Raw genomic sequence first — 23343 nt, forward strand, 5'->3', positions numbered from 1 at the left:
GCAAGAGATTGAGCATGAGCGACAGTCAACAACCCCATTCCCCCGCCGCATCTGCGGCGACAGCTGCCCCTTCACCCGCTGCAGCATTGCCTCCCACGCCAAAGAAGATCAAGCCTTCTTTGCGCAGCGTGCTCATCATGCTGGTCGTGGCCCTGGCAGGCATGCTGCTCGTGTTGCGGGCCTGGAATCTGTGGCCTTTCAACAGCTCTGTGGTGACCACGGACAATGCCTATGTGCGCGGTGCCGTCACCGTGCTGGCACCGCAGGTCAATGGCTACGTGACCGAGGTGCTGGTCAGGGACTACGAGCAGGTCAAGGCCGGCCAGCCGCTGGTGCGCATCGATAGCCGCAGCTATGAAGCGGCCGTCGCCCAGGCCCAGGCGCAACTGGCCAATGCACAGGCGCAGCTGAGCAATTCCGAACAGACACAGGCCCAGAACCGTGCCACGCTGAGTGCCAGCCGCGCCGGTCTGGCTGCCGTGGAGGCAGAGGCCCAGCGCTCGCAGGCGGAGCTCAAGCGTGTGCAGGAGCTGGCCGAGCGAGGCTCCGTGTCTCTGAACGAACGCGACAAGGTGCGCGCCACCTCGCGCCTGGCAGCGACCAACGTGGCCAAGGCCCAGGCCGACATCGCGATCAACCAGGAAAAGATCAAGGCCACGACCGTGGGCCGTGACTCTCTCAAGGCCCAGGTACAGATGGCCGAGGCGCTGCTGCGCCAGGCACAGATCAATCTGGACAACACGGTGGTTCATGCGCCCAGCGACGGGCAGGTCAGCGAGGTATCGGTACGCAAGGGCCAGTATGTGGCGGCCGGTACGCAGCTCATGTATGTGGTGCCGCCCACTTACTGGGTGGTGGCCAACTACAAGGAAACCCAGACCGCCCGGGTGCAGATCGGCCAGGCCGTGAGCTTCAGCGTGGACGCGCTGGGCGGCTTGCGCCTCAAGGGCCATGTGCTGGAGATTGCGCCAGCCACGGGTTCGGAGTTCAGCGTGCTCAAGGCCGACAACGCCACGGGTAATTTCACCAAAGTCGTCCAGCGTCTGCCCATCAAAATCGCCATCGACGAGGGCCAGGCCGATGCCGCGCGCCTGCGCCCCGGCATGTCGGTCATCGTGCGCCTCGATACTGCACAAAAAGTAGAGCATTCAGCGCAGACCTCTCAAGCGATTGAGGCCGATTTGGCTCAAAAATCTCAAGCGCCCGCAGTTTCCGCATCCGAGCAGGCCAAGCCATGAAGAACGCCTTCCATACCGTGCGTGCCTTGCCACTGGCGCTTGCATTCCTGATGGCCGGCTGCAGCGTGCCCAGTTTGACCCGGGCTCCAGACAGCGCCCAGCCTGCAGTGCCTGTCAGCTGGAGCTCGGACCAGGCCGCAGGCGCTGCCGATGCTGTCCAGGCCGGCTGGTGGCAGGCCTTTGGCGATGCGCAACTGAGCCGCTGGGTGGAGCTGGCGCTCGAGCGCAACAACGATGTGCTCACCGCCGTGTCCCGGGTGGAGGAGGCGCGCGCGAATCTCGATGTGGCGGGCTCGGCGGCTGCGCCTCAGCTGTCGCTCAGCGCACCGGGCTCGGCCAACCGCAGCCTGAGCGCGCGAACCGGCCAGATGGTGCATGTGCGTTCGGCCCAGCCCGTGCTCCAGGCGAGCTGGGAGCTGGATCTCTGGGATCGCCTGGGCAGTCTGAGCCGGGCCGCCGATCGGCGTCTGCAGGCCAGCCAGGCGGATCGCGACGCGGTACGCCTGACGGTGGCCGCGACCGTGGCACAGGCCTATATCGCCCTGCGTTCGCTGCAGGCCCAACTGGCCGTGGCCGAGGACACGGTGAAGTCGCGCGAGGACGCGGTGCGTCTGCTCACCGACCAGGTGCGTGTGGGCTATATCTCGCAGCTGCAACAGAGCCAGGCGCTGGCCGAGCTGGAAAGCGTGCGGCAATCGGTGCAGCAGCTGTCTCTGGCGCTGCAGCGCCAGCGCATAGCACTGATGCAGTTGGTGGGCGGCAGCGGTGATGACCAGGCACAGGCCCTGGCCCGTACCACATTGAGCGCCCATGCTGGGCTCGAGTCCATGAGCTTGCCTGCGATGCCTGCACCTGGCTTGCCGTCGAGCTTGCTGGAGCGCCGCCCCGACATTGCACGGGCCCAGCTGCTGCTGGCGGCCAGCGACAGCAATCTTGCGGCACAGCGTGCGGCCTTTTTGCCGCAGGTGAGCCTGAGCGCGAACTTCGGCAGCCTGTTCATCAACGCGCTGGATTACAACCCGGCCCGGGTCTGGTCGCTGGGCGGCAGCATTCTGGCGCCGCTGTTCAACGGCGGTCGCCTGCAGGGTCAGTTCGATGCGGCATCTGCCCAGCGCGATCAGGCCGCCTACGCCTATCGCGGTGTGGTCATCAAGGCCTTTGGCGATGTGGAAACAGCCCTGGTCAGCTCCCAGCAACTGCAAGCTCAGTGGGAGCACGCCAAGGAGCGCGAAAAAGTTCTGGGTCGTACCCTGGGCTTTGCCAAGGATCGCTACGAGGCCGGCTATGCCAGCTATCTGGAGGAGCTGGATGCCCAGCGCAATCTGTTTGCCGTGCAGCAGGAAGTGCTGCGCCTGCGTCAGAGCCAGCTGGAAAACGCTGTGGCGCTGTACCAGGCGCTGGGTGGCGGCTGGCAACTGGCGGATACGACCGCCCCGCAACCTTGAGTTCGAGTCGAAAGCTCCTGAAAAGTGAGCTTTCTTCGCTTGTCTGTTATGGGTTTTAGGGCATCTTGAAGTAGTACCAAAGGCCGGCGGCAGCCAGTGCCAGTACCAGCAGCCACAGATACTGACCTTGTCCTTTGGGGACTTCGCCGGGCGCGGTTGCCGTGGCCCGAGAGTCGGTTTGCGCGCTGGCCCGCACCGATTGCCGTTGCAGGATCTGCCAGTCCAGCGCAATCCCATCCATGGCCGCATCGATATGGTCCTTGGCCTGGGCCAGACCCAGGCCCGTGGCCTCGCGCAGCAGCTTGATGGCTTCGATCTTGTTGCCGCGTGCCATGGCGTCTTCCACCTTGGCCCTGGTCTCTGCAGGCACTGCGTTTGCGCCGGACAGCAACACCTCTATGGCCTCTGCATGATCGCCGCTCACGGTGACGCTGGTGGTGGTCTTGCCATTGACGGTCGTGGTGGTGGTCTTGATGGAAGAGAAGGAACTGTTGGACGCGGCGTCGTCCCGATTCAGCTGGTCCAGCAGCAAAGTGGCATCCTTCATGCCCAGTTTTTCCAGCTGCTCGCGCAACTGCTGTATCGCCTGCGTCTGCTCTGCAGCGCCATGCTGGACAAAGTCCGGCTCGTCGCTGGCTTCCAGCAGGTCCTTGGCCTCCTTCAGACCCAGCCCGCCTTGTTCGCGCAGTTGTTTGATGGCTTCGATCTTGTGACCGTTTTGCCAGTGCTTGAGGATCTCTGGTGGAATCTGTGTGGGCATGGGCTGCTCTTCAAGGTTGTGGCTGTTGAACCAGGCGTTAGCCGCAGTCCACTTGCAGATGGCTGAAGTCCCTGGCGTGCAGCTTGGCATCCTCGATAAAGGCCATGAGCCGTGCGCCGTCCTGCCAGCACCAGTGGAATTCCTCGTGCGACTGCAGCGTCAGCAGCGAGCGCCAGTGCGAGCTGCCAGGGTGTTCCTCGGCCTCGGGCGTGGGGTCGTAGCCAAGGCTGTCCCAGGAGGGGCGGCCCAGCAGATAGTCGCGAGGCAGTTCGCCGCTTTCCTCAAGCCCATGGAGCCAGTCTTGGAGTTCATCGAACTCCACTGGCCAGTCCTTGCATAGCTCCTCGTGGCGAGGAAGGTCGATGCCGTTCTCAAACTGCAGCGCACGGCTGTCCGTGACCCACTGGTGGGGAGCCTGGATTTCATGCATGCCGCTGATGTCCGGCCAGTAGAACGCCTTGAGATAGTCCTGGTCGCGCCAGAAGATGGCATCGTCCTCGTCAAAGCCGTGGAACAGCGACAGAAGGCCGCTGGCCGGCAGCTCTGCAGGGCGGCCGGGCCCGCCCGGGAGCTCGGCAAAGTTGATCTGTCCGACAAACAGGTAGTGGCCGTCCGGATGCTCGGGCCAGACAAAGCCCGCGGGCACCACGGGCTGGCCGCCAAAGCGGCTTTGCAAGGGCTCGCCCATGGTGGGGCCCAGGCGAATGGCGACGGCGGGCTGGGCCAGATTCAGGAAGTATTGCTTGTGCGCCTTCAGCAGTGGCGAGGCATCCAGGTGTTTTTCAAGCGTTGTGAAGTCCATGAAGCTTGGGGCAGTGAGTTTGCCGGTCATTCTGACCCAGACAGCGGCCGGGCCTTGCCAGAGACCGTCCGCCAGATGCAACAAAACGTCTGTTCCCGGCCAGCCCAGGGGCGGCAAGTGTGCAGTCTCATAGCTGCATGCGAAGGTATTCGTCGGAGCGCAGGCGAAATCGGTTCAGAGTTTCCGAGGAACTGTTGCACGAAACCGAAACCGGCCTGTCCAACTGGTCGGTCCATGCCCTGTAGGTACGCAGTGCCATGGCATGCAACTGGTCTATGTGTTGCGGCAGTCGGTCCAGGATCTGGGCCTCGCTTTGTGCGGCCGGCCCCCGGGCCTGCAGCAGCTCGTCATGGCCCTCGCCGCACCATTGACGCACGCTGTCTGCGGTCACTTCCAGATGGCCTTGAAACGCCCATTGCCGGCCGTGGACAAAGCCCTTGTTCAGGCAATGCTGGCCGTACATGGTGCGCCTGGCGGCCGTCGGAATGTCGAATGTGTCGTAATGCCAGTTGAAGATGGTGGCTTGCGCGGGCAGGTTCATCAGTTGCTGGGCGTTGGGGGTGATGCGGACTTCGCTCCAGCCTATGTTCGGGCAGGGATTGCGCCAGACGCCTGCGCCCATGGCGCGGGCCAGCATTTGCGCGCCAAAGCAGTGGCCCAGCACGGGGATGTCGTGCTGCAGGGCACTTTGCAGCAGGCAGCGCTCTTCATCAATCCAGAGCAACTGCTCGTTGGCGCAATGGTTGCTGCCCAGCACGATGATGCCGCGATAGTCGCGCGCATTGGCCGGGGCCGCGCCTTCGGCACAGGGATCTATCAGCACATGGGCAATGTCTTGCTGGCGCAGATGGTCGAGCAGGATGCCGGGGCCTTGCGATGCTTCATGCTGGAGGATGGCGACAGGCTTCATGGGAGGCAGGCTTGAAGGGCAAGCCGGTTGTTGCGAAGCCTTGAATCTAGGAATTAAGGCCTCAAGCCCTTGCATGAATTATGGCTGCTGCTATCAAGATTGCATAAAGAAAGAAAGTTCGGTCCGGCGTCATCCAGGCTTTCCAATTTCCGTCAGCGTGCCATACTGGGCTGCCGCCGCCCGGCTGCGGCGGCCTCTATCACTGCAAAAGCATGGCTATGTCACAAAGCAAACACGGGCTTCAGGGGGCTGGGAATACGGGGCAGGGCAGCAGCCAGTCGGCACTGACATTGGCGGCTCTGGGGGTGGTGTTTGGCGATATCGGTACCAGCCCGCTCTATGCGTTCAAGGAGGCTTTTACCGGCGTCCATGGGCTGACGGTGGGCTCCGAGAATGTGCTGGCCGCGCTCTCGGCCCTGCTCTGGGCTGTGATCGTCATAGTCGCCATCAAGTATGTATGGGTGGTGCTCAGCCACGATAACGATGGCGAGGGCGGCGTGCTGGCGCTGACGGCGCTGGCCCACCGCGTGATGGGCGATCAGTCGCGCCGCTCGCGCTTTGTGGTCGGGGCCGGCGTGTTTGCGGCCGCACTGTTCTATGGGGATGCCATCATCACGCCGGCGATTTCCGTGCTCTCTGCCGTGGAGGGTATGAGCATTGCCACGCCGGAGTTCGAGCATTTCATCGTACCTATCACGATAGGCATACTGATCGGACTGTTTTCCATTCAGATGAAGGGCACCAGTGTGGTGGGGAGGCTGTTCGGCCCGGTCACCATTGTCTGGTTCCTTTGCATTGCCTGGGCGGGCGTGGCCAGCATTGTGCAGACGCCCATGGTGCTGCAGGCCGTCAACCCGCTGCATGCGCTTCGCTTCGCCGCGCAACACACGGACAAGGCCTTTTTTCTGCTATCGGCCGTGTTTCTTGCCATGACAGGTGCCGAAGCTCTTTATGCCGATATGGGTCACTTCGGCAGCCGGGCCGTGCGTCTGGGCTGGTATGGACTGGTGTTCCCGGCTCTGATGCTCAATTACTTCGGTCAGGGTGCTTTGCTGTTGCGCGATGCGACTGCGGCCAGCAACCCCTTTTTCTTGCTGGCCTCGCCGTCCTGGTTGCTGATTTTTGTGGTGCTGGCCACAGCTGCCACGGTGATTGCCTCGCAGGCGACCATCTCGGGGGCCTATTCCATGACGCTGCAGGCCAGCCGTCTGGGGTATCTGCCGCGTGTGCGCGTGCTGCATACCTCCGATCAGGAGCAGGGCCAGATCTATATTCCCAGCGTGAACTGGCTGATGCTGCTGGCCGTGATCGCGCTGGTGCTGGCCTTCAAGTCCTCGGGGGCACTGGCGGCGGCCTATGGCATTGCCGTGTCGGGCACCATGCTGATCACCACCATGCTGGTGGGCTTTGTGGTCTATCTGGGGCGCAGTCGCGCAAGATCCGTCACGCTCGCAGCGCTGGCCTGCTTTGCGCTGCTGGAGATAGGCTTTTTTGCCTCCAACTTGACCAAGCTGGAGCAGGGCGGCTGGCTGCCGCTGACTCTGGGCGCCATCATCTTCATCGCGCTGACCACATGGCGCGACGGTACCCAACTGGTGGCCGAACATCGCCGTCGCCTTGATATTCCCATGAGCGATCTGATGAGCTCGCCCATGAGCGGCGTGCCGGTGGTGTCCGGCACGGCCGTCTATCTGACTTCCGACCCCAAGCTTGTGCCGAATGCGCTGTTCCACAATCTCAAGCATTTCAAGGTCATGCATGAGCAGACGGTATTTCTCCACGTGATCAACGAGAACACGCCCTATGTGCATGATGGCGAGCGCCTGCAGCTGAAGCCCATGTGCAATGGGGTCTGGGCACTGAACATGCATTTCGGCTTTCGCGAGCAGCCTGATATTCCGGCGGCGCTCCAGCGGATTGCACCGGACGCCGATGGCGAGATACCGAACCTCGACCCCATGACCACCAGCTTCTTTGTGGCCAGGGTGCAGGTGGTGGACGGGCCCGGCGGTCTCTCGGCCTGGCGCTGCGCGCTGTTTGGCTGGATGTCTCGTCAGTCGGCCAGTGCGGCCACTTATTACAAGCTGCCTGCGAACCAGGTGGTGGAGCTGGGCACGCAGGTTGTGCTTTGACGGCTAGGTATGGCTAGCCAGACAGGCGCTGGCTGCTATCTTTTTAGAACGTTACTCGTCCAAAGCGTCCAGAGCGCGAGCCGAGTAGACCATGGCGGCGCCCGCATTCAAGGCCACAGCCACACCCAGGGCTTCGGCAATTTCTTCCCGGCTGGCACCAGCTGCCTTGGCAGCCTTGGTATGCACGGCAATGCAGCCGTCGCAACGCGTGGTCACGCCCACGGCAATGGCAATCAGCTCGCGTGTCTTGGCATCGAGATGGCCGGTCTTCCTGCCCGCACTGGACAAGGCCTTGTAGCCCTCCATGGTGCCTGGGCTCAACTCGGAAAACTCTCCAAGCCTGCCTGCCAATTCCTTGCGGTATTCGTTCCAGTCCAGCATTGCCTGCTCCTTGTTGAATGAAGCATTGATTGTGTGCCACTGTCACCGGGCATTCAAGTTGCAAGCGTTTCGTCCGCTGATCGGCAATCCTGGGTTCGGAGGAGTCTGCAGGGACTTATGGGCTGTATGAAAATACAGGTTTCATGGTCGGCATCCAGCCGTCTTTTCCCCGAGCATTTTGTGAGCGTCACCGTGACCGCATCCCAGGCCGCCATTCTTCCGCCGCACCGCTTCTACTATCTGCACAACTTCCAGCAGGCGCTGGATTGGCTGGCGCAGCGCTATGGAGATCTGCTCAGTGAGCAGGAGGCTGATTTCATCGCCGGCTTTGCGCGCTTGCCGCAGAACTCCAGGGCGCTGCTGGTACGCATGCTGATGCGGCGCGGGCCCTGGTTTCGCGCCAGCAAGCTGGCCTACGAGGAAATTCCGGTGACGGGCGACGCCGCAGCACCTTTGCTGGAGCGTGGCTGGCTCAGTACCACCGAGCCCATGGAGGCGGTCGAACTATTCGGCCTGCACACCAAACCCGAGCTGCTGCAGATCTTGACCGGCTTTGAGTTGTGCTCCTCGATGCGCAAGGCCGAGATGCTGCAACTGTTGGCTGAGAGGCAACCCGAGCCTCGGCCGTATGCCGTCTGGCATCCCGAGGCCGTGGAACCTGTCTGGCGCGTCATGGTGGGCGAGCTGGGAGAGCGTCTGAGGCTGATGTTCTTTGGCAATCTCTACCAGGACTGGTCGGAGTTCGTGCTGGCCGACCTCGGTATTTTCCGCTACGAGCCGGTGGCGCTGGATGCTGACTCGCGTGCATTTCAGCGCCGCGAAGATCTGGACTTCTATCTGGAGATATCGGCCCGGCGTCGGGACCTCGACGAAGGCGTGGAGCCGGCACAATTGCTGCCTGCGCTTATTGAAAATCATAGCGAGAACCCGTGGCTGGACATGCGCCGGGCCAAGGTTCTGCTGAAGCTTGGCCAGATGTGCGAGAGGCTGCAGGACTGGCCGCTGGCGGCTCAGGCCTACACGGCCAGCTGCTATGCGGGTGCACGCCACCGTCATATTCGCGTGCTGGAGCGCATGCAGCGCTTTGATGAGGCACTGGCTCTTGCCAGCGAGGCGCAAGCCGCGCCTGAAAGCGAGGAGGAGCGCCAGCGCGTGGCGCGCATGCTGCCGCGTCTGAGCCGCAGCCTGGGACTGGGGGGCACGGGGCGCCAGCCAGCTCTGGCCCCGGCCGTGGCGGCCCTGCGCAGTGATGTGCTGCTGGACCGACCCGCCCAGCCCATGGCGGTGGAGTACGCGCTGCAAGCTCATTGGCATAGTGCTGATGCGCCCGTGTTCTATGTGGAGAATGCGTTGGTCAACTCGCTATTCGGTCTGCTGTGCTGGCCCGCCATCTTTGCGCCGCTGCCGGGGGCGTTTTTTCATCCCTTCCAGAGTGGGCCGGCCGATCTGGGAGCACCGGATTTTGTGCTGCGCCGCCAGCCGCTGTTTGATGCCTGTCTGGTCGAGCTGGAGGATGGTCGCTACAGGGCCACGATTCGCCAGCGTTTTGCCGACAAGCAAGGAGTTCAGTCACCGTTTGTGTTCTGGGGCTCATTGACGCAAGAGCTGCTGGAGCTGGCGCTCGATTGCATGCCTGCCGCCCATCTGCGGACTCTGTTCACGCGGCTGTTGCTGGACGTGAAGGCCAACCGCACCGGCTTTCCCGATCTGGTGCGCTTCTGGCCCCTGCGGTCCGATGTCGGTTCACGCTATGAGCTGGTGGAAGTCAAAGCGCCGGGTGACAAGCTGCAGGACAACCAGATTCGCTGGCTGGCCTATTGCAAGGAGCAGGGCATTCCTGTGCGCGTCTGTCATGTGCAGTGGCGCGACGAAGGTGGCACGTCATGAAGCCTGCGCTTAGCGTGGCTGTACGCGCGCTGTGCGAGTTCACGGCGCGCGGCGGCGATCTGGATCTGCGCTTCACGCCCGCGCCCAGTGCGCTGGAGGGCATGGAAGGGCATGCCGTGGTGCAGAAACGGCGTGACAAAGTGGGTGGCTACGAGGCGGAGCTGGCGCTCAGCGGCTGGTTCGAAGAGCTGCAGGTTCGCGGTCGGGCCGATGGCTTTGATGCCATGAAGCAGCAGCTCGAAGAGATCAAGACCTACCGGGGCCGGCTTGACGGCGTGCGTCCCCATCATCGGGCACTGCATTGGGCCCAGGCCAGGGTCTATGGTCATTTGCTGTGTCAGGAGCGCGGTCTTGAGCGGATCAAGCTGGCGCTGGTCTATTTCCAGATCGGCAGCGCAGAGGAGACCGTGCTGGTGGAGGAATGTTCTGCCACCGAACTGCAAGCCTTTTTCGAATCGCAATGTGCCAGCTATCTCGTCTGGGCACGCGGCGAGGCCGCCCACCGTCAGGCGCGTAATGAGGCCATGGTGCAGCTGCAGTTTCCCATGCCGGCCTTCAGAGCAGGGCAGCGGGAGCTGGCCGTGGCCGTCTACCGCACGGCCCATGCCAGCGAAGGAGGTCGTTGCCTGATGGTCCAGGCCCCGACCGGTATCGGCAAGACTTTGGCCACGATTTTCCCCTTGCTCAAGAGCATGGGAGCCGTCATGGGCAAGGGGGCCACGGATTCAGCAGGGCTGGACAAGCTGTTCTTCCTTACAGCCAAGGGGACTGGACATGGGCTGGCACTGCACGCACTGTGGCAGCTGCAGCAAGCTTTGTCGGCATCGGCATCGGCATCGGCATCGGCATCGGCATCGGCATCGGCATCGGCATCGGCATCGGCATCGGTTGTGCCACTGCGTATCCTGGATATGCAGGCGCGCGACAAGACCTGCGAGCATCCCGACAAGGCCTGCCATGGAGAGTCCTGTCCGTTGGCGCGCGGTTTCTTTGACCGACTGCCTGCGGCCAGGCAGCAGGCGCTGCAACTGCCGCTATGGGATGCGCCATCGTTACGGACTCTGGCCCTGGAACATGGCATCTGCCCCTATTACCTGTCGCAGGAGTTGGCGCGCTGGGCCGATGTAGTGGTGGCCGACTACCACTATTACTACGACAGTGCCTCCATGCTCCATGCGCTGGCCTTGCAACAGGAGTGGCGTGTGGGCGTGCTGGTGGACGAGGCACACAATCTGCTGGAGCGCGCGCGCAGCATGTACACGGCACCGCTGTCCCAGTTTGATCTGGCGCAGGCCCGCCAGGCCGCGACCGGAGCTGTCAAAAAGGCACTCGATGCAATGCAGCGCCAGTGGCAGGCGCTGAACAAGGCCCAGGATCAGGCCAGTTACCAAAGCTACGAGAGCATTCCTGATGCACTGCTGGGTACCGTGCAGCGGGCCGTAGGTGCAATAGCGGATCAGCTGGCTGAGCAGGAGATAGCCGGCCATGCAGCTGCAGTGGGGCAGCCCGCACTTGCCGATGATGCCTTGCTGGGTTTTTACTGGGAGCTGCTGCATTTTCAGGCACTGGCCGATCAGTTCGGGCCGCATGCGCTGTTTGATATTCAACTGGCCACGCCGCCGCAGCGTGCGGGCAGAGTGCGTACGCCGGCATCCACGCTGTGCATTCGCAATGTGGTGCCCGCGCCGCATCTGGCGTCACGCCATGAGGCGGCACAGGCCACGGTGCTGTTTTCGGGCACGCTGAGTCCGCCCCAGTTCTACCGGGACCTGCTGGGACTGCCTGCCGATACTGCCTGGCTGGATGTCCCGTCGCCGTTTGCGGCCCGGCAGCTGCAGGTACATATCGCACGCCATATATCGACACGCTGGCGGGATCGCGAGGCATCGCTGATCCCCATGGCCGAGTTGATCGCGCAGCAATATGCGCGTCAGCCCGGCAACTATCTGTGTTTTCTCAGCAGCTTTGATTATCTGCAGCAATTGGCCGCCACCCTGGAGCGGCTGCGGCCGCAACTGCCGCTGTGGCTGCAGCAGCGTGGCATGGACGAGGCCGGGCGTGCCGAATTCCTGGCCCGCTTTGTCGAGGGTGGTCAGGGCCTGGGGCTGGCCGTGCTGGGCGGGGCATTTTCCGAAGGCGTGGATCTGCCCGGCAGCCGTCTGATCGGTGCTTTTATTGCCACGCTGGGTCTGCCCCAGCTCAATCCTGTCAACGAAGCCATGCAGCGTGCCATGGATCAGGCCATGGGAGTGGGGCTGGGCTATGACTACACCTATCTTTACCCGGGCTTGCGCAAGGTGGTGCAGGCGGCTGGCCGGGTCATACGCGGCGAGAACGATCGTGGCATTCTGGTGCTGATGGACGATCGCTTCGCGCGCGCCGAGGTGCGCGCACTGTTGCCTGCCTGGTGGCAGATCAAAGGGGTCGACCGAGGTTTCTGAACGCATGGTTGCCAGAAACGCTCGCTCACATCTCCGTTTGTAATCCCGCTCGAACGGCTTTCGCCTGCCTTGATACTTGGGGCAAAGGAGAAAAAGGCCATGAATTCCCGCGAAACCTACGACTCTCAAACCCACGCTGAAGGGCAAGAGGGCAGCCAGGGATGGGATGCAATCGATGGGGCGCTGCAGGCGGTTTATGGTGACCAGCAGCCCGCGCATTTCGGGACGCTGATCAAGTTTCGTCTTGGAGGAGAAGAGCCGCTGGACGGCGTCAGCGTCTATCGCAGCGAGCAGGGCGTGCCGCACTGGCACTATGTCAGCTATGGCTTCAGCGACCTGTATGGTGATCTGGACGACAGCTACGACATCGCTCCAGGCAAGCCCAGTGGCTATGGTTTCGAGCTGAGCTTCAGGCTGATGCGTGCCGCCAGCGAGCAGGAGCCGCCTAGTTGGCCTGTTAACTTCTTGCAAAATATTGCTCGATATGTATTTCGCACCGGCAATGTGCTGGCCCCCGGCCACTGGATGACGGCCAGCGGCCCGATCAAGGCCGATGCCGACACGCTGCTGACCGAGATGGGCTTTGTGCAGGATCCCGAGCTGGCGGCCATTCACACGCCCTATGGTGACCTGATGTTTCTGCAGCTGGTGGGGTTGACCAGTGACGAGTTGCGCGAGGTACGCCGCTGGAATGTGCTGGGAGCGCTGCAGTCCCTGCAGAGTTATATGCCGCTGTGGATCACCGATCTGGCCCGGCCCAGTCTGCATGACATGCCCGATATGCAGGCCGCCATCGATGCGGGGGCGGCCAGAGAAGGCTCCAAGACGTGCGTGCTCTACAACGATGTGCTTGGCTTCAGTCATCGCAAGCGTCTGCTGCGCAGTCCCCAGACCGTGATTCGCCTGGGCAGCCTGGGCGTGCGCGATCTCAAGGCCATGCTGCCTGCTCGCCTGCCCCATGGTCGTCCGCTGATTCTGGCAGGCGATGGTTCCACGCTGGAGTTGGTACCTGCCGGCGACAGTGAAGGCGGGATGCTGGACTGGCATAGCGACCATGAACTCAAGCTCAGCCTGACCCAGGCTCAGATGCAGGCCTGGAAGCAGGCCGTCAAGGGACGCGACGGCGAGTACACCGTGCCCGGACTCGATGGTCTGGTCTGGCAGGTCAAGAGCAGTGTGGTGACGGATAGCCAGGGGCGCGTGACCGGCAGGTACGAAGAGCGCTAGGTACCATGCCATGCATCAAGTAGCTGCATACGCTTTGGAGCTAGACGCATCAACTGTTCCAGCTCGGAAAACAAATAGCTTCTAACGCATGCGCTCGTCGGAGAGTCTGCCCGGCAACTGATCCAGCCCTCTGGCAAACCAGCCTATGCGTTCTGTCTCGCGCACATCCAGCTGCGGTACATAGGGTTTGATGTCGAGCACGGGCGTGCCATTCAGCATGTCGTTACCGCGGAAATGCAGCCAGCATCCGTCCATGCCAAGCAGCTCGACAATGGACAGACCGATGCGGTTGGGTCTTGCCGGTGCCCTTGTGGCAAAAACGCCATGGCTGCTGGTGTCCATAAAGGGCACGACTTCCAGCTTTTCCGTGGCCTCATGCAGGTGCGTGAGCAGGATCAGGTATTGAAACTCCTGCACATCGCGCAAGCCTGCGGCAAAAGGTGCAAAAACCTCGATCTTTCCCTCATGCTGCTGGGCAGCCACGGTCTGTATGGGCATGCCCACGGCATGCTTGAACGGGCTGTGTACACGGCCTATGGGCTGCAGAACAATGGATTCGTTCATCAGGGCAGCACCGCCAGCACGACCTGAGAAGCCTTGAACAAGGCCGTAGCCGTCCTGCCCACGGCAAGGCCCAGGTTTTCGGTGCTTTCCTGGGTGACCATGGCCACCACCTGCAGGCCCTGAGCATCTATGGTCACTTCGGCATTCACCGCTCCGGGCTTGATTCGGGTGATCTTGCCGTTGAGCTGGTTGCGCGCCGAGAAGCGCACGCCTTCGCAATTTGTCACCACCATCACGGACGGCGCCTTGACCATGGCGATCACCGTACTGCCGGCCTTCAGGCCCAGGCTGACGGCACTGCCATGCGTGATGGTCGCCACCAGCTCCGCATTGTGCTCGGTACGGATCTGGACCTCATCGGTGACGATGCCGTGGCTGATATGGGAGACACTTCCCTTGAACTGGTTGCGTGCACTGCTTTGCATGAGGGTTTCCTGAAAATACCGGCGGGAAGGAAGCTGAATCTATTCTTATAGCACCCGCGCCTGTGCAGTTAAACGCTGCGCAGGCCACGACTGCTTGGACCTTGCCCATAATACCGACTCTGATTTGGGTGCCTGAGGCCAAGAAATGAGTGATCTGAACATCGTGCAATGCACGCACGAACGCCACGCCGCTGCGATTCTGGACATTTTCAACGATGCCATCGTCAATTCCACGGCGCTCTACGACTACCAGCCGCGCACGACACAAAACATGGTCAGCTGGTTCGATGTCAAGCGTGCAGGCGGCTTCCCCGTCATCGGCATTGAGGATGCGCAAGGCCGGTTGCTGGGCTTTTGCAGCTGGGGAGGTTTTCGCGCCTACCCCGCCTATAAGTACACGGTTGAGCATTCGGTCTATGTCCATCCACAGCACCGGGGCCGAGGTTTGGGGCAGCAATTGATGGAACTGCTGATTGCCGAGGCCAGGCAGCGTGGAGATGTGCATGTGCTCGTCGGTGCCATCGACGCCGCCAACGCGGGCAGCATTGCACTGCACAAGCGGTTGGGTTTCGAGTCCGTGGGCCTGATGCCCCAGGTGGGCTTCAAGTTCGGCCGCTGGCTGGATCTGGCCTTCTACCAGCTCACGCTGCAGACGCCGGAAAACCCGATCGACGGTTGATTTGCTGTCAAATCAGCATCAATCTTTTCGATAAAAGGATTGATGCTTTGGGGTTTCAGCTGTTGGATACATTCTGTGGCAGACTGGCAATGCCTCGCTCTTGCCATCGTCCAGTTCGACCGCAGCTGAAGATTCGGTTTTTTCACTTTTGCCGGAGTGACTACTATGTGGAAACTGGGTCGTGCGCTGTCACGCTTTCGCAAAGAGCTGCTGCTTGCCTGGGCCGTGCTGCGGGACCCGCGTTCGCCCAAGGCGGCCAAGCTGGTCACCGTGCTGGCGGCGCTCTATATCGTCAGCCCCATAGATTTCGTACCCGACAGCATTCCCATTCTGGGATGGCTGGACGATGGCCTGATTGGCTTTTTGCTGCTGCAACTGGCTTTCAGGTTTTTGCCGGCCGAGCTTCTGGCGTCACTGCGCGAACGCGTGGGCACCAAGGCCGGCTAAGTTGCAATCACTACAACCATAGCGACCGGCGCTGATGCATCAGCGCTGGTCGCTTTTTACAAGCCCGCCAGACCTTGGATGCCCAGAAATTGAAACGGTGCCAAGGGCTCGAGTTCTGCAGTGGCATTGCCCGAAGAGGCATGGCTCTGGTCTGCGCCCAGCTCAAGCTTCCTGACCTTGTCGGTTTGCGGGTTGAAGTCCAATGCCTTGAGATTCCCCCAGAGGGCATGGAGCGTGGGGCCGATTCGAAAATACACAATTTGCGCTGGTGCTCTGACACCGTGCTCCAGGAGGGCGAGATATTGGGCTGCTCGCGCTTGTCGGTGTCGTAGGGCACGAAGACATTGGGGATCACACGGAATATGCAGGATGACTGCTTTGATTCTCCAACACGATTTCAGTCGTGGCGATGGCAAGCAACTGGCATACTGAACTCTCATGATCGCAAAGCCCTTGTTCTCCTTTTTGCTGCTGGCGCTGACAGGTCTGGCGGGCTGCAACTCTGGCGAAGCCCAAGCACCTCTGAGCAAACAGGCGCAAGCCACGCGCGATGCAGCGCCGGAGCAGGTCTTCAAGGGCGTGCTGGCAGGCCAGCCGGTGTTCCTGTTGGTCCACGATTGCGAGGTCTTTCTTGTGGAGCCTCTGGAAAAAGGCGAAGTCCGCTGGGAAAAAGTACTGGCGCCCGAGCCATACCCGTTCTTCACCTCCTGCCAGCGTCAATCCATCCGCTATGAGGAAGGCGTGCTTCGGGTCACACTGGGACGCATGGCCTTTGGTGCGGGCGGTTGCTGTGCCACGGGTGGTGACTATCGCTCCACGGACGGAAGAAGCTGGAAAAAGACCTCCTGAACCCCTGAGGTCGAAATCAGGGGCAAGTAGATGAATGGTCCGGGAGCTTGGAGGTGCCTTGAGCATTGCCGAACCGGGGGCAGAATGCACGGCGTTGCACAACCGAGATTCAACCGAGGGCTGGCCTTGCCAGCCGGTAGTGACCGTGACAGGGCCGGTTGCAGCGATCAGAGCGTTGTCAATGTCCATGTTTCAGCGGCAAAGCTCAGCTGGTGCGTCAACTTCAGCGCGCGGAGCAGCATGGTGTCGTGCGAAACGATAATTAGCGTGCCCGCGTATTGGCACAACATGCTCTCCAGCGCCTGCAGGGATGGCAGATCCAGGTGGTTGTCGGGTTCGTCCAGCAGCAGCAATTGCGCCGGCTCGTCACGGTAAAGCGCGCAGGCCATGGCGGCCTTGAGGCGTTCACCACCGCTGAGTTGCCCGCTAGGCTGATCGATATGGCGCGCATCCAGCCCGACTTGTGCCAGTCGCATACGTTGCAGCGACTCGGGCGTGCGCGGACTGGCGGCCAGTAACTGGCTCAGCACGGGTGATTCGGCTTGCAACAGACTCTGGTGCTGGTCCAGCATTGCAAACGGCGTTTTCAGGCAGCACTCGCCCGTCAGCGGTTGCAACTGCCCAGCCAGCAGTTGCAACAGCATGGACTTGCCGCAGCCATTGGGGCCGCTAACGGCCATGCGCTGACCGGCACGCAGCACCAGGTTCAGAGGAGGGTGCGGCTCAAAATGGGGCAGTTGCACATCACGCAGCTCGGCAACGATGCGGTCTCCCTGGCTCCTCGGCTCTTGAGGCGCATGCCAGTGGATGCCGTCGGCCTGCCAGTCCACCTGGCGCTGCAGTGCCTCGGCGGCCTCGCGCACGCTTTGGTTCAGGGCTTCGCGCGTTGAGGCCTGCTGGGTGGTCAGCTTGCCGCCCGAACTCTGGGCGCGTTCCTTGCTTGCGTCCAGCAGAATCTTGGCCTGGTTGCCGTTCTTTCCCTGCTTTTCACCACGTGCCTGCCTGCGACTCTGGCGTTCCTGCTGCGTGCGCAAGGCTTGCTCGGCGCGGCTGCGTTCCAGCTTGAGGCGGGCCAGCTCGTCTTGTGCATTCTGGCTTTTCTGGCGCTGGACTTCTCTATAGAAAGAGTAGTTTCCTCCATAGATGTTGATTGCGCTGGGGGTCAGTTCCGCAACGGAGTCCATGACCTCCAGCAAGACTCTGTCATGGCTGATCAGCAGCAGGCCGCTGCTCCATTGCTGCAGTTGCTGCGCCAGGGCAGAGCGGCTGGCAGCGTCCAGATGATTGCTGGGCTCGTCCAGAATCAGAAAGTCGGCCTGGGACAGTTGTGCACCCAGCAGCGCCACGCGCATGGCCTGGCCGCCACTGAGCTGGCTGGCAGGTGTTTGCGGTGCCAGCGGAGGCAGGCCGATCCGTTCGAGCTGCATCTGAAACTGCTGACGTATGTCCCAGCGCTCGGCTAGCAGTTCGTAGTCGCTGGCTTCGCAGCTGCCTTGCTCAATACGCTCCAGTGCCAGCAGCGTGTCGCTCAGGCCTGCCAGTGCAGCGATGCTCAGATCTGGACGGGATGCCAGAGGGTTTTGCGGCAGATAGTGAATGCGACCCGCACACGTTACGCCGCCGCAGCCGGGAGGCAGCTCGCCAGCCAGAATGCGGGCCAGTACGGTTTTGCCCACGCCATTGCGGCCCACCAGCGCCGTGCGCTGTGAGCCGAAGCTGCAGCAAAGATTGGAAAAGAGCGGCCGCCCATTGGGCAGTGTGTAGGAGACGCCATGCAGCGTCAGGCGAGCTTCTGTCATAGAACCATGCGATGGGTTGATGCCTAACATCCCCAGGCTGCACATGTGGACGGCAGCGATTGGGAGGAGGGGAGGTGGCCGTCAATCAGACGGCGGCATCAATGGCGCATGGGTGAAGAGCCTCGTTGGAAGGTTGAAGTGGTCGATTTTAGGCAGTGCGGCGCTGAGGTCAAGCAAGGCGTGGCGTGGATGCCGCTGCCTGATTGCCGAACTTCGCCAGCACCGCCAGCACGCTGGCGACCGCAGGGTTCAGCGTTGGCAATTGGCGATGGGCGATGGCCATGGGTCGCATCAAGGTGGGTGACAGGTGCCGTATCTGCACGCTGCTCTGTTGTTGCTGCTCTTCCATGGCCTCCAGCGGCAGCAGGGCTGCAGCCTGACCGGCTGCCGCCAGGCTTTTGAGCGCCTCGGTATAGGTCAGCGCAATGAACGGGCGAGGACTCAGTCCTGCCTGACCGAACCAGCCGGCAATCAGTCCATGCATCTGCGTGGCGGACGCAAAGCAGGCCCAGGGGCGACTTGCCAGCCATTCGGGGCTGACCCGTTCGGGGACCTCCCAGGCGGCAGGCAATAGTGCCACCATGGGATCGTTACGCCAGGGCGTGAGCATGATCTCGGCGCTCTCCGCCTGCGGGCTGGCGACCAGGCCGATATCGAGAGTTCCGGCCTTGAGGCGCTGCATGGAGTCGGCTGAGCCCACAGCCTCCAGCTTGATGTCAATGCCCGGGCTGTGACGGCTGAGGGCGTCGAGCATCAGCGGAAACAGCCGAATATTGACCCCGGCCGATACGCCTACCTTGACCAGCCCAGCGCGGCCGCTGGCGTGACGCTGCACCTGATCGATCAGGTCGTCGCCGGCCTCGAGCAGCTTGCGTCCTTTCTGCACCAGCACCTGGCCGGCCGATGTCAGCTCCGCCTGGCGCCTGCCGCGCAGCAACAGCGTGGCGTTCATGCGTGCCTCCAACTCCTTGATATGCAGGCTGACCGTGGGTGGTGCCAGATGCAGCGCCTGGGCTGCTGCGGCAAAGGTGCCGAGATCGGCGATGGCAATCAGCGTCTGCAGCTGATCGAGGTTCAGGTTCCGCATGGACTTTAAGTCAGATTTTCTGAACTGAATGGTCAGATCATTCAACTTTACAGATGTTTGGCCGCCAAAGACTATTGGTCGACCATGAAAAATCATCGAATTGAAGACCGCGGCGCGGGATATGACGCATTGGATGGCGGGGCTGCAGCTGCGCCCACACACAGGCTTGAAGCGGCAGGGCCCGGGGAGGCCCGCGCATGGCGCTGGCTGGCACAAGTCCGGAATTGGCTGGAGCGCGCCGAGGCGCGAGTAGGGGCGGGCTTCAGAGTGCCACCCAATGGAGGGTGAGGAGGAGGCTGGCATTCTCGGGGATCGATTACTCCTGGCTGCTGTGTGGCATGCTTCTCAGGCGATCTCAGCTTCTGCATATCGGCTGCTTTTCAGCACCAGGCCAGCGCTATATTTGTGGACCGCTGTTTTGCAGAGTCCTTGAGAGCCTATGTTGCTGAAGCAAATTGAATCCGTCGTGCTGTTTGTCCAAGATATTGATGCCACTGCTATCTGGTATGCCGAATTGTTTCAGACCGAGGTGCAATATGAGAATCATCACTACGCTTTTATCCGGACACCGGGTTGCCTGATTGGTTTCCATCCGCAGGACAGTAAGTGTCCGGGGGGAGCCGGCGGGGCGACAGTCTATTGGGAGGTAGCTGATCTGCAGGATGCGATACGGAGACTTGAACAAAGAGGGGCAGTTTTGTACCGAGGTCCTATTGTCACAAGCCTTGGTGCAACTGCGGCAATGCTGCTTGACCCCTTTGGCTGCACCATAGGGCTGAATCAGTCACACCCTCATTCGGAGCAAGCGCTCCAGACACTGCCAAGCGTCAGCCAGCAGCCGAAGCCGATGCCTGGTGAATGAGTCAGTCAATGTCGAGCCATGCACCGATTTGAAGCCTTTCACGAGGCTTCTGGATACCAAGATCAAATGTCAGAATTCCGATGTTGTTGACTTTTGCATCAAGGGGGATCGATGCGTGCACTGGCAGAACTTTTAGAACTTTTGGAGCGCGACGAGCCGGCCTTGTCGCTGATACAAGCTTGGGCGCAGGACACGAGCATTCCTGTCGAATGTCTTCCTCCGTCGGCTCAGAGAGACTCGGTGTTGCTTGCTTTGCAGGTCACGACACGCTCGCCGCTGGGGGCCATGGCTCATGGAACCGGTGGAATTCTCATCGACGGGGGCTGGCTCAGAATGCTGGGCTCGGGGCATCCCAGGCTCACACGCGATCTCGCGGCGTGGAATCGCGCGCGTAGCAGCGGATTTTTGCTGATTGCCGACGATGCGGTGGGTGGATTCTTTGCCATCAATGGCGGGGCCTTGGGCGAAGATCTGGGGGCTGTCCATTACCTGGCTCCGGACACCTGGGCCTGGGAATCGCTGGAGATGGGGCATACGGCTTTTGTGCAATGGGCTTTCACAGGTGGGCTGCGCGACTTCTACCGTGATTTACGTTGGGAAGGCTGGGAAGCCGAGGTGGCCGGCATGGGGAATGATGCTTGCATGAGCTTCTATCCCTTTCTCTTCACGGAGCAGGGCTCCGTACATTCGAGTGCGCGCAAGCCGGTACCGGCAGCAGAACACTATGCATTCATGAGCAAGAGTGGTTAGAGAGAGCCGGCCTGAGCCAAGACAATGGAGGAGACGTCAGTGGATGTACCGCTTTCTCCGCCTGCGTGCGACCGGCTCAAGCGGCTATCAGCGCTTTTTCCGTGTCGCAACCTCTTGGCGTGCTGTCGCCATTTCAACCAATTGGGCAATCGTGTTGATATTTCTGGCCGTACCTTGGGCAGCTGCTGCAATCCTGAGCTTGGAACTGCCCATTCCTGCACCATAAGCCACATAGATCTCTCGCCGTCCCAACTGAAGTTGTTCGTCCTTGCGGCCTTTGATCTGGGTCAGCGCGTCTGTTGGTGGTGCTTCATCGAGAAAGATGGCAACAGTGCGGTTGCCCGGGGATTCGGGAAAGGGGTTGTTGGCCAGCACCTCCATCATCTCCCGGGCCGTGCGCACGATGACATCCACGGGCTTACCCGCATAACTGGCCAGGCGTCGCTCCAATGTCGACTTGAGCTGCTGCTCGGTGCAATCTGCATCCAGCACCACATTGCCGCTGGCAATATAGGTCTGTACCTGCGCAAACCCTTCGGCCTCGCACATGGACTTCAACTCCGCCATGGGGAGTTTGCCGGTTCCGCCGACATTGACGGCCCGCAGCAGAGCTACATAGATGGGCATGACTGATAAATGGAGCGGATCTCGAAGGGGCAGGCGGAGAAATCACACACGATGTGACGGAGCACCAAGGCGCAAAAGAGGATGCTAGCGTCTCGCAACAGCCCGCGAGATTGGGGTTGCCTGGATAGAGAGGATTTAGGAGGACTTGCAGTCCACAATGGATCAGGCAGAGGTGGATTTGCCCTTCCACGAGACAGAAATTCCACAGCAGCACCAACCATGCTTGGCTTGGGGCAAAGCCCTAGTCATTGCACGGATTGCTGCTGCATTTCACAGAATTCGCCCAGGCTCAGGCTGCCCTTGTGTCCCCCGCCGGGATTGGCCTGAGCGCTTGTCAGTTCGGATAGAGGCTTGCCGTTTGCCTGGACTCGATTGCCTGCTCGAGACTGGTGCCAGAAACGGCCTGCGCGGTAGACGGTGCAGGACTGCCTTGTGCCGAAGCATCCGGCCCATAGAGGTTGCGGCGCTCATCTGCAGTCATGGATTGCGGGCATTTCGAACCCGTGATCTCCAGTGCCACGCGAGCGGCGGGATCCATGCAGTCCATTGCCAGCGAGGCTGCCTTCATGCCCTTGTTCCAGAGCTCACGGCTCATTTTCAGGCGTTTGCAATGCTCGTCCGTCCAGGTTGTGCCGAAGCTCACGCCAAAGCCAGGGCCGTTGGCACTGCCGCTGCTGCTGCCCATGCAGGTGTCATTGCTGGTCGTGAGATTGGGGCCGTTCACGCTGGGAACGTTCTTCACGGTGTAAGTACCGCTGTACTCGACGATGTTCCTGGATGTCCCGGATACCGTGCTGTTCAGATTCTGGGTAGTGGTTCCGCTGGTCGTTATGTTTTGATCCGAGCTTGAAGTCGACCTGCTTTCGATGCTGGATACCGATCGACTGTCCGCCGCAGCAACCGGATTGACGATGGTGATGGACTGATTCTGTTGTGCTCCCACTGCGGAAGAGCTGGAGAGGCTTTGTGCACTGCTATCGGCATTCTGCGCAAAACTGCACAGAGGGACACAAAGGCTTAGCAAGGCTATTGAGGCTTTCATGCTGTTTCTCCTTTGTCCCCGAGTCTTGACTTGGGAGGCCGCAACCCGGGGGCAATACAACTGAGTTCGCGGAGCTTATCTAGTTGGCGGCCGAGTTCGCCCATCCATAAGCATTGCCCGAAGTTCCGCCACCATTGGAGCCTCCGAAGGCTGTACCCAGGCTGAAGCCGGTAGTTGTCGCGTTGCCAACGGAGGAGGCGCCAGAGTTATTGCTGGTCGAGGTTCCTCCCGGCCCCGAGATCGCCTGCGAGTTCGCTCCAAAGTAGGAGTTGGTATGGGCAGTGCTGTTCACCACCGCAATGCCATTGCCGATGGACGCGGTTCCAGCCACATTGTTGGTGCTCGAGTTTGCATAGCCTCCGGCGCCACCGCTGACCAGCTTGCCGGGAGCTTGGCCGAGGTAATTGCTACCTACGTCCGAATGTGCGTTGGCATTGGTGGTTCCGTAGCCGCCGGCAACGCCGCCCCCGCTGGTCGCGGCAAGACTGGTGACGGTTCCTGTGGTGGAGGCGCTTCCTCCGACACTCGATTGGCCCGAGGCCACAGGCCCCCAGGAGCCGGTGGTGCCGGTGCTGGTTCCAAAGCCGCTTGCTTGAGCGCTGGCCGTCGCACTATTGAAGCTCACAGCGCTGCCCGTGCCGGAGCTGGCAGCCGAGGAATAAGTTCCTGAGGACGCATTGGTCCCTGTGTTGGTTGCAGCAGATGCCACACCAGCCAAGGCAGCAACCGCCATGACAATCAAAGACTTTTTCATGATCATTCCTTTGAATAGCGAGTTCTCAGACCACGGGGATGAATTCAGGCGAAAGACCATTTGTCATTGCACAATGATCAATGCCAACCGGAGTTGCGCTTTGGCTTCGCAGATGCCTGTTCCAAAACGTTCTTTCGGTTAATGGCAGTTTCAATAAGCCGGAGGAAAACAGAAATACCTTGTTTGGGCACGAAATAGGATTCTGTTGATCTGCTATCGTTATTTGTGCAATTTA

23 protein-coding genes are annotated in these 23343 nt (G+C 61.2%); 11 read left to right on the forward strand and 12 right to left on the reverse strand.

Annotation, left to right across the window (positions count from 1 at the left end; translation table 11 throughout):
* Window positions 1-14: 14 nt before the first annotated feature.
* Together CSE6_RS07600 and CSE6_RS07605 are read left to right on the forward strand one after the other, a co-directional pair.
* A complete protein-coding gene (locus CSE6_RS07600) occupies window positions 15-1238 on the forward strand; it encodes an HlyD family secretion protein (protein ID WP_059440244.1) in 1224 nt (407 codons plus the stop codon).
* Window positions 1235-2683 (forward strand): efflux transporter outer membrane subunit, encoded by a 1449-nt coding sequence (locus CSE6_RS07605; protein WP_059440245.1) that lies wholly within the window; start codon window positions 1235-1237, stop codon window positions 2681-2683. The genes CSE6_RS07600 and CSE6_RS07605 overlap by 4 nt, the downstream gene beginning before the upstream one ends.
* Before the next feature lie 55 nt (window positions 2684-2738).
* On the opposite strand, the gene CSE6_RS07610 is transcribed toward CSE6_RS07605, so the two are convergent.
* The 3 genes from CSE6_RS07610 to CSE6_RS07620 all read right to left on the reverse strand — a co-directional run bounded on the left by CSE6_RS07610 (window position 2739) and on the right by CSE6_RS07620 (window position 5155).
* Window positions 2739-3443, reverse strand: coding sequence for a ribosomal protein L7/L12 (locus CSE6_RS07610; protein ID WP_059440246.1), 705 nt, complete (start codon window positions 3441-3443; stop codon window positions 2739-2741).
* 37 nt (window positions 3444-3480) lie between these two features.
* Entirely contained in the window at window positions 3481-4245 is a 765-nt protein-coding gene (locus tag CSE6_RS07615; RefSeq protein ID WP_059440293.1) for a YwqG family protein, read from the reverse strand.
* 127 nt (window positions 4246-4372) lie between these two features.
* Window positions 4373-5155, reverse strand: a complete 783-nt coding sequence (locus CSE6_RS07620; protein WP_059440247.1) for a type 1 glutamine amidotransferase — start codon at window positions 5153-5155, stop codon at window positions 4373-4375.
* 218 nt (window positions 5156-5373) lie between these two features.
* Between CSE6_RS07620 and CSE6_RS07625 the strand changes: the two genes are divergently transcribed.
* Window positions 5374-7287, forward strand: a complete 1914-nt coding sequence (locus CSE6_RS07625; RefSeq protein WP_193751103.1) for a potassium transporter Kup — start codon at window positions 5374-5376, stop codon at window positions 7285-7287.
* 51 nt (window positions 7288-7338) lie between these two features.
* Here the strand turns inward: CSE6_RS07625 and CSE6_RS07630 are convergent, their stop codons facing one another.
* Window positions 7339-7668, reverse strand: coding sequence for a carboxymuconolactone decarboxylase family protein (locus CSE6_RS07630; RefSeq protein ID WP_059440248.1), 330 nt, complete (start codon window positions 7666-7668; stop codon window positions 7339-7341).
* Window positions 7669-7794: 126 nt separating this feature from the next.
* On the opposite strand from CSE6_RS07630, the gene CSE6_RS07635 reads away from it, so the two are divergent.
* The 3 genes from CSE6_RS07635 to CSE6_RS07645 all read left to right on the forward strand — a co-directional run bounded on the left by CSE6_RS07635 (window position 7795) and on the right by CSE6_RS07645 (window position 13223).
* The gene (locus tag CSE6_RS07635) at window positions 7795-9555 is read left to right on the forward strand and encodes a VRR-NUC domain-containing protein (protein ID WP_083994689.1); all 1761 of its coding nucleotides are present in this window, start codon (window positions 7795-7797) and stop codon (window positions 9553-9555) included.
* A complete protein-coding gene (locus CSE6_RS07640) occupies window positions 9552-11996 on the forward strand; it encodes an ATP-dependent DNA helicase (RefSeq protein ID WP_059440249.1) in 2445 nt (814 codons plus the stop codon). Before CSE6_RS07635 ends, CSE6_RS07640 begins: the two co-directional genes overlap by 4 nt.
* 99 nt (window positions 11997-12095) lie before the next feature.
* The gene (locus CSE6_RS07645) at window positions 12096-13223 is read left to right on the forward strand and encodes a suppressor of fused domain protein (RefSeq protein WP_034384066.1); all 1128 of its coding nucleotides are present in this window, start codon (window positions 12096-12098) and stop codon (window positions 13221-13223) included.
* 81 nt (window positions 13224-13304) lie between these two features.
* Here the strand turns inward: CSE6_RS07645 and tsaA are convergent, their stop codons facing one another.
* Window positions 13305-13787 carry a tRNA (N6-threonylcarbamoyladenosine(37)-N6)-methyltransferase TrmO gene (gene tsaA / locus CSE6_RS07650; RefSeq protein ID WP_034384069.1) on the reverse strand — a complete coding sequence of 161 codons (483 nt, stop codon included), beginning with the start codon at window positions 13785-13787 and terminating at the stop codon, window positions 13305-13307.
* The gene (locus CSE6_RS07655) at window positions 13787-14212 is read right to left on the reverse strand and encodes a molybdopterin-binding protein (RefSeq protein ID WP_034384072.1); all 426 of its coding nucleotides are present in this window, start codon (window positions 14210-14212) and stop codon (window positions 13787-13789) included. The genes tsaA and CSE6_RS07655 overlap by 1 nt, the downstream gene beginning before the upstream one ends.
* 145 nt (window positions 14213-14357) lie before the next feature.
* On the opposite strand from CSE6_RS07655, the gene CSE6_RS07660 reads away from it, so the two are divergent.
* Both CSE6_RS07660 and CSE6_RS07665 read left to right on the forward strand, forming a co-directional pair.
* Entirely contained in the window at window positions 14358-14891 is a 534-nt protein-coding gene (locus CSE6_RS07660) for a GNAT family N-acetyltransferase (protein WP_034395324.1), read from the forward strand.
* Between the two features lie 165 nt (window positions 14892-15056).
* Entirely contained in the window at window positions 15057-15338 is a 282-nt protein-coding gene (locus tag CSE6_RS07665; RefSeq protein ID WP_034384078.1) for a YkvA family protein, read from the forward strand.
* 56 nt (window positions 15339-15394) lie between these two features.
* Here CSE6_RS07665 and CSE6_RS07670 read toward each other — a convergent pair whose 3' ends face one another.
* Complete coding sequence (locus tag CSE6_RS07670) at window positions 15395-15595, reverse strand: hypothetical protein (RefSeq protein WP_034384081.1); 201 nt, start codon at window positions 15593-15595, stop codon at window positions 15395-15397.
* Window positions 15596-15776: 181 nt separating this feature from the next.
* Here CSE6_RS07670 and CSE6_RS07675 point away from each other — a divergent pair, with 181 nt between their 5' ends.
* On the forward strand, window positions 15777-16187 hold the full coding sequence (locus tag CSE6_RS07675; RefSeq protein WP_034352538.1) for a hypothetical protein: 411 nt from the start codon (window positions 15777-15779) through the stop codon (window positions 16185-16187).
* 167 nt (window positions 16188-16354) lie between these two features.
* Here the strand turns inward: CSE6_RS07675 and CSE6_RS07680 are convergent, their stop codons facing one another.
* Window positions 16355-17986, reverse strand: coding sequence for an ATP-binding cassette domain-containing protein (locus tag CSE6_RS07680; protein ID WP_059440250.1), 1632 nt, complete (start codon window positions 17984-17986; stop codon window positions 16355-16357).
* Window positions 17987-18155: 169 nt separating this feature from the next.
* On the reverse strand, window positions 18156-19073 hold the full coding sequence (locus tag CSE6_RS07685) for a LysR family transcriptional regulator (protein WP_034352546.1): 918 nt from the start codon (window positions 19071-19073) through the stop codon (window positions 18156-18158).
* Between the two features lie 439 nt (window positions 19074-19512).
* Here CSE6_RS07685 and CSE6_RS07690 point away from each other — a divergent pair, with 439 nt between their 5' ends.
* Together CSE6_RS07690 and CSE6_RS07695 are read left to right on the forward strand one after the other, a co-directional pair.
* Window positions 19513-19935: a VOC family protein gene (locus CSE6_RS07690; RefSeq protein ID WP_059440251.1), complete on the forward strand. Its 423-nt coding sequence runs from the start codon at window positions 19513-19515 to the stop codon at window positions 19933-19935.
* A 111-nt stretch (window positions 19936-20046) separates the two neighbouring features.
* Entirely contained in the window at window positions 20047-20685 is a 639-nt protein-coding gene (locus CSE6_RS07695; protein ID WP_059440252.1) for a DUF2625 domain-containing protein, read from the forward strand.
* An 87-nt stretch (window positions 20686-20772) separates the two neighbouring features.
* Here CSE6_RS07695 and CSE6_RS07700 read toward each other — a convergent pair whose 3' ends face one another.
* The 3 genes from CSE6_RS07700 to CSE6_RS07710 form a co-directional block, all read right to left on the reverse strand.
* Complete coding sequence (locus CSE6_RS07700; protein WP_045838915.1) at window positions 20773-21312, reverse strand: DUF1697 domain-containing protein; 540 nt, start codon at window positions 21310-21312, stop codon at window positions 20773-20775.
* Window positions 21313-21646: 334 nt separating this feature from the next.
* Window positions 21647-22354 carry a hypothetical protein gene (locus CSE6_RS26015; protein WP_193751104.1) on the reverse strand — a complete coding sequence of 236 codons (708 nt, stop codon included), beginning with the start codon at window positions 22352-22354 and terminating at the stop codon, window positions 21647-21649.
* Between the two features lie 79 nt (window positions 22355-22433).
* A complete protein-coding gene (locus CSE6_RS07710; protein WP_034384266.1) occupies window positions 22434-23108 on the reverse strand; it encodes a hypothetical protein in 675 nt (224 codons plus the stop codon).
* Window positions 23109-23343 lie beyond the last annotated feature (235 nt).

The organism is Comamonas sp. E6 (assembly GCF_001010305.1).
Lineage (GTDB): Bacteria > Pseudomonadota > Gammaproteobacteria > Burkholderiales > Burkholderiaceae_C > Comamonas > Comamonas thiooxydans.

Coding starts and splice junctions, on each gene's coding strand:
- CSE6_RS07600 (WP_059440244.1), top strand. CDS start 15: ATGAGCGACAGTCAACAACCCCATTCCCCCGCCGCATCTGCGGCGACA.
- CSE6_RS07605 (WP_059440245.1), top strand. CDS start 1,235: ATGAAGAACGCCTTCCATACCGTGCGTGCCTTGCCACTGGCGCTTGCA.
- CSE6_RS07610 (WP_059440246.1), bottom strand. CDS start 3,443: ATGCCCACACAGATTCCACCAGAGATCCTCAAGCACTGGCAAAACGGT.
- CSE6_RS07615 (WP_059440293.1), bottom strand. CDS start 4,245: ATGGACTTCACAACGCTTGAAAAACACCTGGATGCCTCGCCACTGCTG.
- CSE6_RS07620 (WP_059440247.1), bottom strand. CDS start 5,155: ATGAAGCCTGTCGCCATCCTCCAGCATGAAGCATCGCAAGGCCCCGGC.
- CSE6_RS07625 (WP_193751103.1), top strand. CDS start 5,374: ATGTCACAAAGCAAACACGGGCTTCAGGGGGCTGGGAATACGGGGCAG.
- CSE6_RS07630 (WP_059440248.1), bottom strand. CDS start 7,668: ATGCTGGACTGGAACGAATACCGCAAGGAATTGGCAGGCAGGCTTGGA.
- CSE6_RS07635 (WP_083994689.1), top strand. CDS start 7,795: ATGAAAATACAGGTTTCATGGTCGGCATCCAGCCGTCTTTTCCCCGAG.
- CSE6_RS07640 (WP_059440249.1), top strand. CDS start 9,552: ATGAAGCCTGCGCTTAGCGTGGCTGTACGCGCGCTGTGCGAGTTCACG.
- CSE6_RS07645 (WP_034384066.1), top strand. CDS start 12,096: ATGAATTCCCGCGAAACCTACGACTCTCAAACCCACGCTGAAGGGCAA.
- tsaA (WP_034384069.1), bottom strand. CDS start 13,787: ATGAACGAATCCATTGTTCTGCAGCCCATAGGCCGTGTACACAGCCCG.
- CSE6_RS07655 (WP_034384072.1), bottom strand. CDS start 14,212: ATGCAAAGCAGTGCACGCAACCAGTTCAAGGGAAGTGTCTCCCATATC.
- CSE6_RS07660 (WP_034395324.1), top strand. CDS start 14,358: ATGAGTGATCTGAACATCGTGCAATGCACGCACGAACGCCACGCCGCT.
- CSE6_RS07665 (WP_034384078.1), top strand. CDS start 15,057: ATGTGGAAACTGGGTCGTGCGCTGTCACGCTTTCGCAAAGAGCTGCTG.
- CSE6_RS07675 (WP_034352538.1), top strand. CDS start 15,777: ATGATCGCAAAGCCCTTGTTCTCCTTTTTGCTGCTGGCGCTGACAGGT.
- CSE6_RS07680 (WP_059440250.1), bottom strand. CDS start 17,986: ATGACAGAAGCTCGCCTGACGCTGCATGGCGTCTCCTACACACTGCCC.
- CSE6_RS07685 (WP_034352546.1), bottom strand. CDS start 19,073: ATGCGGAACCTGAACCTCGATCAGCTGCAGACGCTGATTGCCATCGCC.
- CSE6_RS07690 (WP_059440251.1), top strand. CDS start 19,513: ATGTTGCTGAAGCAAATTGAATCCGTCGTGCTGTTTGTCCAAGATATT.
- CSE6_RS07695 (WP_059440252.1), top strand. CDS start 20,047: ATGCGTGCACTGGCAGAACTTTTAGAACTTTTGGAGCGCGACGAGCCG.
- CSE6_RS07700 (WP_045838915.1), bottom strand. CDS start 21,312: ATGCCCATCTATGTAGCTCTGCTGCGGGCCGTCAATGTCGGCGGAACC.
- CSE6_RS26015 (WP_193751104.1), bottom strand. CDS start 22,354: ATGAAAGCCTCAATAGCCTTGCTAAGCCTTTGTGTCCCTCTGTGCAGT.
- CSE6_RS07710 (WP_034384266.1), bottom strand. CDS start 23,108: ATGAAAAAGTCTTTGATTGTCATGGCGGTTGCTGCCTTGGCTGGTGTG.